We start from the raw sequence: 4,899 nt of genomic DNA on the forward strand, positions 1-4,899 counted from the left end.
TTTTTTTAACACCCTAAAAACAGAGTTAATCAATCAGAAAATTTATCAAACTAGGAAACAAGCAAGCAGTGCTATCTTTGAGAGACCTTTGCATAAATAGGGATGATTAGCAAAATTCAATTTTTGCCAGATTGGTGATTTTATTAAACCTTGTCCTAGCAGGGCTAAGGCTGGGTTTAAAAAATCGCCAAGCGGGTGAAAAGTGGATTTTTGATGATTATTCATATTTATGCAAAGGTCTCTTTGAATATATTGAAGTGTTTTATAACAAAATTAGGCGACATTCAACGATTGATTATTACTCGCCTAATGATTATGAAAAGAGGTTTTATCGCAACAATATTCCCTAACTTAACATTAAGCCTTTAAGGCTTAAGTTAGGGCTTGGAACAAGTTCCAAGTTGGGGCTTTGCTCCTTCGTAGCCTGACCTTGGGTGCAAACCTCAAAAAAGATTATTGATACAGAAAAATAATGCGTAAAATATTAGTTTGGTGTCCAGTCAAGTGGGGGGAGCTTCAGCGTGTTCCCATTATTTCTAGTTCCAGAATACTTGGAAGATAAAACTGGGTTAGAATTATAAGGGTTATGCACATTATTCACTTTAATTTTAAAATCCTAACCTCATGACGAATATCCATTTCTAAATGAATTTCTCGATTTTTGGCGTCAAAAATTCTTATTGAATCATCACTAATATTTGAGTCATATTCCTCTATATTACAAGATATCTCATAAAGGTCTTTTAGCTCCAAAATATCCTCTATAGAGCCATTATTGTTATAGAAAATTGCCTTTAACGGAAAGATTGGCTTACACATATTTACCACCCACTTTGATATGGCCTATGCTTTCCACTTTGACTACCTGTCTTTCCTTTTCTATGGTAGTGTAATCTTACTTTATTAATACCTTTGTATTTAAATTCATGTAAATCTACACCGAATTGCCTTGTATTATTTTTAAGTAAATTTATTCCCCCTCCCCCACTTTTTGAGTAGCGCCAAACTTTCAAAGCATAACCCGCCTTAGAAAGAGCAGCCACCCCACCACCAACTGGCAAAGTAGCCAAACCTAATGCAACATCTCCAGCCAATGCTCTCTGTTCTATTTCTGGCATAAAATTAATATCACCATAACCAGTTCCATGACATTCACCCATGCACTGCCATTTTTCTGCTAAATTCTCAGCATTGAACAAATGCACAAACGCCGCACTCCTTGCCCCATTCGCAAACTTACCCCCACCTAGCTCTGCAGTGAACACCACCTGCCGCAGCAGCAATGGCTGTGCGTCCTTGCAATATCACTCCAATCACTGCCATTTTTCATATAACCTCCAGCGAATGAGCCGGTAAATCCACCCATAAACCCATCTTTAAAATTACCACCTATAATTTGACTACTTGCCCCTTGGGCAAAGCCATGAGCAATGTGCTTATTAACACCTGCTACACCCATGCTGTGACCAATGTATTGCGCTAAACCTGCGCTAGCCCCACCATAGATTGCTCCTTTGAATGCTCCCTTAAGGGAGCCTGTCGACACTGCCCCTGCTAAAAAGCCGATTTTTGCACCTGTGGCAATGGCACCAATAGTGGAGGTTGCCAATCCTACTGCGCCTGTGATAGCACTAGCAGCACCTCCTAATGCACCACCTGCAGTTACTATAACCGCTGCAACTACAACAATAACAACAATTTTAACAATCTTTCTAAATAACGCATCAAAAAGTTTTTGCTTCATTAATTCATAAATTTAGTTCTTAAATCATCATGTAAATATAATTCTTTAGTGTTTTTTGTCTCTAAAATAGATTTAGAAAATTTTTCTATTGTTGAAATAATAGCATCTGACATTGCATTGCCAAAACTATATTTTCTAACGCCAATTTCTTTTAATTCTTCAATATCTGTGATATTAGGTAAGGACATAATATTAAGTGGTAATGTAATTCGACTTAATAAAGACTTTATGTCATTTTTATCTGACATTAAGGGTACAAAAATACCATTTGCACCACTTTTTTCATATAAAGCAGCTCTTTCTAATGTCTCTTCTAGTTGCCGTTCTTGTAATGCAATATATGTATCTGTTCTTGCGTTGATGAAAAAATCTTGAAAATTAGCATTATCTAAGATGCTCCTTAAATCTTTTAATAATTCTGAAAATTCTTGCTTTGGCTTTAGCTGGTATTCTTTTGTACTATCTTCTAGGTTGACACCTGAACACCCTAATTTTGCCAATGTTAAGACATTATCAATTATCTCTTCTTTATTGATAGAAAACCCAGATTCCACATCAACAGATAAGGGAATTGAAATAACAGATAAGATGTTTTTTATTACTTTTAAATACTCATCAAATGAAATAATCTCCCCATCTTGATATCCCAAGCTATTGGCAACCCCCCAGCTGGTGGTTCCTATTAAATTAAAACCTTGTTGCTCCATAATTAAGGCAGACATGGGATCCCAAGCATTACCTACAACTATGCATTTATTATCTTTATGTAATTCATTTATAGTTTTCATAGTTTCTGTTGAAATAATTTATTGGCGAATTACCATTATATCATATAATAATCATTTTTCCTCTCTTAAAGCAACGCCGAGACTCTGCAGCAATGGTGCGTTTTCAGTAGCTAAGTACAATACTTCGTTTGCTTTTGAGCTATTAAAATGGCTATGAAATGCCCATACTGGAATGTAAATAGCATCACCTTTTTTCCAATAAATTTTGTTGTTGTTAATAATTGAGCCACCTTCTCCTTCGATGATATATATCATGGTTTCATAACTATGTCTATGTTCTCTAGTGGACTGCATAGGTGACAATCCTCCAATTGTCATACTAATTGTTTTACTTGGCAAATCAACAACTCTAACCAAATGATTTCTTTGCTTAGATAAATCTATGTCCCCATCTATTGAGGCTTTGAGCACATCCCTATGGATTAATTTTTCTGGTGTTTCAGCAATAAGTTTAGCGCTTATCGTTGAAAAATCTTTAGAAGAATATGTATTATTTTTCATATTAAACTGTCCAAAAACTTGACTCTAGCGATGGTGACTATTTTACCAGCTTCAATTGCCTGCTGCATAAGAGCGGCATTTCCATTGGTACACTTTATTAATGTTTGATATATGTTTTCCGCATGCCCATCATCACAATTTATATGGATATTAAAAAATTCCAAGTTATTTTTTTCTATATTATTTGCAAGCATACCTTTTAAAATTAAAGCATAAAGTTTAGGCACAATTGCCTCTATTCCAAAACAAACTGCACCCAACCCTTTAATGCCAGAAGCTTGTCTGCACAGTGAAAAAACAGTATTTATTAGTGCCTGTGTTTCTGGATTAATTTTAATGTCAATTACATCGACATTTAAATTTACCAGCATTTCTTTGTACAATTGACTGTGGCTAATTGAGCAAGATGTTTTATCAAAGCCTGATTCTTCGAAAATATTTTCTAGTAAATTATTGATATTACAGTTAATATTTAAATTTGAGGCAATAGAACATAAATATCTTGTAAAATATTTTGAATATATTTCATGTTGAGCTAAAAAATTTTTAAGTGTTTTTAAATCAATGCTATTATTTTCACAAGATTTTAAAAAAATACTTGTTTCTAAAATTTTAACATTTGCATTAACAATTTGATTAAAAGTATTCATATTTTTTAATAATTAGTTGTTTTAAAATAAAAAATAGTGTTTAATTTTTTTCACAATAAACAATTCCATGAAATCCATGAATTTTTGATATTAAATTATCATTTTCTACTAAAAATTGACTTTCTAAATCTTCAGCAGTGGAATTTTCCATAATTTTAAATTCTAACTTAAATAGATATTTTTCCATTCCTTTGGGGTTAATGCCAAATAAATGAGGCTCCCCTATCATTTTTAATTCTTTAGCCAATTCTGAAGCTCCATAGTAGTCAAGATTACCATCTATATAATCTTTATATGCATAATCAAAAACTATATTTAAAGTATTGGTAAAATAATTTGATAAATTTTCAAAAGTTGAGTAGACAGTTTTTTCTTCTAAAAAATAAGCAACACCTTCCCAAAGAACGAAAGTCGGAATATTTAGTTTTAATTTTATGTTATGAAAAGTTTCGTTTAAAGAATCATTATGAAAATTTATTGGAACGTATGTAACATTGGAATTTATTTTTAAGGCTTTATTGGACTTTAATACTTTTTTCTTGTGATTAAACATTCCTTTCAGGTCAAATTCATAAATTTTTATATTGTGCAATATATCAGCCATTCTAATACTTCTAGAATCAAGACCTGCACCTAATATTAACTTGAATAATTAACGCTCAACGTTGATAATACCAACCTTGTCTTCGTAGCTCAGCTGGATAGAGCAGCCGCCTCCTAAGCGGCAGGTCGAACGTTCGAATCGTTTCGAGGACACCAAAATCATTGATACACAAGTCTTTGCAGATAATTAAGTATCGCCATCCTTCTTAGTTGAAAGATCTTTAGATATGCCTCTTCTATCAACATAAGAAGCTACATCTATCATATTTTTTGCTAATTCTTCATACTGAGAAGGAATTACAAAAGAGTTGCAAATGCGCAGGCATGGAATATTTTTCTTAGTTAATTCCATCAGCACTTCAAAAGCAATGTCAAATTCCCAGCAGGCAATAAAATCACCGTAAGCTTTACCTCTATTATAGTAATCAGCTATTTTTGGATGTTTATCTAAAAAGGCTTGAGCAATATCCATAGGCTTAATGGTTTCTTGAATTCGCACATTAAGTGCAATTTCTCCTAAGCCGTTAATAAATCAACAGCCTTTCCTAAAAATAACTCAACTGGTTGTTTCCCACCTCGTGTTTTTCGAGGTCTTGTGTTGAGTCGCTTCATG

General features: G+C 33.3%; 10 protein-coding genes and 1 tRNA gene. 3 read left to right on the forward strand and 8 right to left on the reverse strand.

What is annotated here, in order from left to right; translation table 11 throughout:
• Both BTHERMOSOX_RS12105 and BTHERMOSOX_RS11945 read left to right on the forward strand, forming a co-directional pair.
• The coding region (locus BTHERMOSOX_RS12105; RefSeq protein WP_171004718.1) for an IS3 family transposase at positions 1-100 on the forward strand (100 nt) is incomplete at its 5' end.
• 34 nt (positions 101-134) lie between these two features.
• On the forward strand, positions 135-350 hold the full coding sequence (locus BTHERMOSOX_RS11945) for an IS3 family transposase (RefSeq protein WP_171004751.1): 216 nt from the start codon (positions 135-137) through the stop codon (positions 348-350).
• A gap of 247 nt (positions 351-597) precedes the next feature.
• On the opposite strand, the gene BTHERMOSOX_RS09265 is transcribed toward BTHERMOSOX_RS11945, so the two are convergent.
• From BTHERMOSOX_RS09265 to BTHERMOSOX_RS09295, 7 genes are all read right to left on the reverse strand, one after another.
• Complete coding sequence (locus BTHERMOSOX_RS09265; RefSeq protein WP_138120811.1) at positions 598-819, reverse strand: hypothetical protein; 222 nt, start codon at positions 817-819, stop codon at positions 598-600.
• Positions 820-821: 2 nt separating this feature from the next.
• Positions 822-1,118, reverse strand: a complete 297-nt coding sequence (locus BTHERMOSOX_RS09270; RefSeq protein WP_212744647.1) for a hypothetical protein — start codon at positions 1,116-1,118, stop codon at positions 822-824.
• A 128-nt stretch (positions 1,119-1,246) separates the two neighbouring features.
• On the reverse strand, positions 1,247-1,744 hold the full coding sequence (locus BTHERMOSOX_RS09275) for a hypothetical protein (protein ID WP_138120815.1): 498 nt from the start codon (positions 1,742-1,744) through the stop codon (positions 1,247-1,249).
• Positions 1,744-2,532, reverse strand: coding sequence for an isocitrate lyase/PEP mutase family protein (locus BTHERMOSOX_RS09280; RefSeq protein WP_138120816.1), 789 nt, complete (start codon positions 2,530-2,532; stop codon positions 1,744-1,746). The genes BTHERMOSOX_RS09275 and BTHERMOSOX_RS09280 overlap by 1 nt, the downstream gene beginning before the upstream one ends.
• A gap of 51 nt (positions 2,533-2,583) precedes the next feature.
• On the reverse strand, positions 2,584-3,033 hold the full coding sequence (locus BTHERMOSOX_RS09285) for a cupin domain-containing protein (RefSeq protein ID WP_138120818.1): 450 nt from the start codon (positions 3,031-3,033) through the stop codon (positions 2,584-2,586).
• Positions 3,030-3,683, reverse strand: a complete 654-nt coding sequence (locus BTHERMOSOX_RS09290; protein ID WP_138120820.1) for an iron-containing redox enzyme family protein — start codon at positions 3,681-3,683, stop codon at positions 3,030-3,032. Before BTHERMOSOX_RS09290 ends, BTHERMOSOX_RS09285 begins: the two co-directional genes overlap by 4 nt.
• Before the next feature lie 40 nt (positions 3,684-3,723).
• Positions 3,724-4,323: a class I SAM-dependent methyltransferase gene (locus BTHERMOSOX_RS09295; RefSeq protein WP_283204854.1), complete on the reverse strand. Its 600-nt coding sequence runs from the start codon at positions 4,321-4,323 to the stop codon at positions 3,724-3,726.
• A 42-nt stretch (positions 4,324-4,365) separates the two neighbouring features.
• Between BTHERMOSOX_RS09295 and BTHERMOSOX_RS09300 the strand changes: the two genes are divergently transcribed.
• Positions 4,366-4,442, forward strand: a tRNA-Arg gene (locus tag BTHERMOSOX_RS09300).
• A gap of 31 nt (positions 4,443-4,473) precedes the next feature.
• On the opposite strand, the gene BTHERMOSOX_RS09305 is transcribed toward BTHERMOSOX_RS09300, so the two are convergent.
• A complete protein-coding gene (locus tag BTHERMOSOX_RS09305; protein ID WP_171004720.1) occupies positions 4,474-4,785 on the reverse strand; it encodes a hypothetical protein in 312 nt (103 codons plus the stop codon).
• Between the last annotated feature and the right edge of the window lie 114 nt (positions 4,786-4,899).

Origin of the sequence: Bathymodiolus heckerae thiotrophic gill symbiont (assembly GCF_900128515.1) — a bacterium.
Classification (GTDB): domain Bacteria; phylum Pseudomonadota; class Gammaproteobacteria; order PS1; family Pseudothioglobaceae; genus Thioglobus_A.